Raw genomic sequence first — 2,707 nt, forward strand, 5'->3', positions numbered from 1 at the left:
TTGCCGATGGTGACGGTGCCGGCGGCGACAGCGGTCAGGCCCTTGCCCGAACCGTTACCCGAGCCGGAGACGGAGACATCGGGGTTGGCGTCCATGAACTTCTCGGCAGCGGCCTCGACGAGAGCCTGGAACGAAGAGGCACCGTCGTAGGTCACCTCGCCGGAGACGGACTCGGCAGCAGCGGCGCTACCCTTGTCGGCGGCATCGGATGCGCCGGAGCCGCCGCACCCAACGAGACCGAGACCGACGATGCTGGCAAGACCACCAGCGAGGCCGAGGAACTGACGACGAGAATAAGCCTGATCGAGCATGATCTTCCTTTCATACATGCGATTCGCGGGCACCCTGCCCGCTTTGCTGTTTGGAAAGATACGGCCTCGATCGGGCAGTGCCCGCGCCAACTGCGGTTTTTTACGGGCATCTGATAGACCCTTACCGCAAGCGCAGCACGGCCTTTACAAACGAATAACAATCCAGCGCCGAACATGGCGCACCTTTTACACCAGAGGAAGGTAGTTGTTGGGGACGTTCTTAAACGACTAGTCGTTGGGGACGTTCTTGTTTGACTAGTCATTTAAGAACGTCCCCAAGGACTACCTTGGAAACCCCGCAGGTTGAGCATAAGTCAGACACTATGACCCAATCCAGGGGCACGGAAACGACAGGAGCCCCCGCTCGTGACCGCGGGTCGGGGCTGCGACAATGTTGTTGAAGTGCCAGAGGCGCAGCCGCGCCGCAACGAGGTTGGGAGGCTCCCGTGCCTAGATATTCTACCGCCTTCGGAATGGACGTACACCTCAGGTCCACCACCGTCTGCGCGCTCGACGCGGAGACGGGCGAGGCCGTGACGAGGAGGTTCCGCGGCAACCCCTGGGGCGAGGTCGCAGAGTGAATGTCGGGCTTCCCCGGCCCGTCGCTCGCCGCCTACGAGAGCGGCTACCTCGGCTTCGCCCCGCAGAGGGAGCTCTCCGCGCTCGGCGTCGACTGCGTCGTCGCGGCCGTCTCCAGGGTCCCGAGGTCGGCGGCAGACCTCTCGTCCAAGAACGACCGCAACGACGCGGCCAGGATGGCCAAGGCGATACTGTCGCACGACGTCACCCCGGTATGGGTGCCGTCCCCCGAGATCGAGGGGCTCAGGGACCTCGCCGGGGCCCACGACGCGGCGACCGCGAGGCTCGCGGCGGCGAAGCAGCGGCTCCTGGCGTTCCTGGCCCGCCGGGGCTACGCCTACGGCGGCACGACGCCGGCCGGAAACCCCCGGAGGTACTGGACGTACGACTTCCTCAGGTGGCTCGACAAGGTCCGGCCCGCCGACGACGGCGGCATCCGGGCGCTTGCGGCGCTGAGGAGCGAGGTCGAGGCGGCCGCCGAGACGCGCGACGACCTCCTCGCCGAGTACAGGGCCGCCGTCGCGGCGGGCCCCCTCTCGGCGGAGGTCGAGGCGCTCCAGTCGATCAAGGGGTGCGGCTTCGCGCTCGCCGCCGCCTTCGCGTCCGAGGTCGGCGACTTCTCGAGGTTCCGCTCCGGCAGGCAGGTGACGGCCTACTTCGGCCTCGCCCCGAAGCAGAGGTCGAGCGCGGACTCCGTGCGCCTCGGCGGGATCAGCGGGGCCGGCAACGCCCTCGTCAGGAGGCTGGCCGTCGAGGGGTCCTGGAGCTACGTCCAGGCGAGCCACCAACCGAAGCTGATGCCCAAGGGCAGCGGCGTCCCGCTCGAGGTGAGGATGCACGGGAGGAAGGGGTCCGAGCGCCTGCTCCGGCGGCGCGAGGAGATGCTCGCCAGGGGCATGCCCCAGGCGAAGGCGAACGCCGCCACCGCCGCCGAGCTCGTGAGGTGGCTGTGGGCCCTCGGCGCGATGTGCCGGGAGGCAACCGAATAGACATAGCCCCCGTCCCGGCGAGCCGGGCAGCCTTCGGGGATACCCCCGCTTTCGCTGGGCGCGCGGCAGCGGCCGCATGCGCGTAGTCAGACTTGGGGAGCCCCGCCGAAGGAGAGGATTGCGGGCCGCCGGAGCGGTATCCGCGGATATGAGACTGAGCCGAAGGCGTCGACGACATGCCGGGGGCGGACCGGGACGGGTTCAACGGCAGGCCCCGCCGACCGATTGCAAGCGGTCGGCGGGGCCATTGTGGCTCTTGACAGCGGATTGGGTCATATGAGCGAAAACGCCCCTAGGCGAGCAAGGTGACGTGAAAGAGGAGGGAAGCGTACTTTTGTACGCGACCGACGATTGAACGTCAGATTGCCGCTTGGGGGCGTTTGCAGCGTCGACTGGTTACGCGGTTTGGTAAAACCGCGTAACCCTAAAGCTCTAATTCATTCAAACGGAGGATCGCAACAATATAGATCTTGAGCGCCTGCTTGAGCTGTTCCTCGTTGGCGCACTCGTTGGGGCCGTGCATCTGGCCGCCCCATGCGGGCAGCTCCAGGCCGGTCTCCTCGGGGCCAAACGAGACGGCGCGAGCAAAGTTGCGCGCGTACGTGCCGCCGCCCATGGCAAAGGGCTCGGCATGCTTGCCGGTGAACTCGTTATAGGTATCGATAAGCGCCTTCACGGCCGGATCGTCGGCAGACACCGAGAACGGCACCTTCGCACGACCCACACGGCACGTCACGCCAAAACGGCCCACGAGCGGCTCGAGCTGCTCGCGGATGGTATCGGCACTCGTGCTATCGGGGAAGCGCACGTCGTTGACCTGCTCGATAT

The 2,707-nt window shown here is 66.5% G+C and carries 4 protein-coding genes; 2 read left to right on the plus strand and 2 right to left on the minus strand.

Features of this window, described 5'->3' with window-relative positions:
* On the minus strand, nt 1–311 hold a 311-nt coding region (locus ACT84W_RS10400; protein ID WP_444329158.1), incomplete at its 3' end, for a substrate-binding domain-containing protein.
* Nucleotides 312–757: 446 nt separating this feature from the next.
* Between ACT84W_RS10400 and ACT84W_RS10405 the strand changes: the two genes are divergently transcribed.
* Complete coding sequence (locus ACT84W_RS10405) at nt 758–892, plus strand: hypothetical protein (protein WP_444329159.1); 135 nt, start codon at nt 758–760, stop codon at nt 890–892.
* Complete coding sequence (locus ACT84W_RS10410; protein ID WP_444329160.1) at nt 893–1,879, plus strand: IS110 family transposase; 987 nt, start codon at nt 893–895, stop codon at nt 1,877–1,879.
* A 424-nt stretch (nt 1,880–2,303) separates the two neighbouring features.
* Here ACT84W_RS10410 and ACT84W_RS10415 read toward each other — a convergent pair.
* Nucleotides 2,304–2,707: M20/M25/M40 family metallo-hydrolase (locus tag ACT84W_RS10415; protein ID WP_444329161.1), on the minus strand; the 404-nt coding region annotated here is incomplete at its 5' end.

The sequence above is a fragment of the Paratractidigestivibacter sp. genome (assembly GCF_052362415.1).
In the GTDB taxonomy this organism is placed as follows: domain Bacteria; phylum Actinomycetota; class Coriobacteriia; order Coriobacteriales; family Atopobiaceae; genus Paratractidigestivibacter.

Coding starts and splice junctions, on each gene's coding strand:
- ACT84W_RS10410 (WP_444329160.1), top strand. CDS start 893: ATGTCGGGCTTCCCCGGCCCGTCGCTCGCCGCCTACGAGAGCGGCTAC.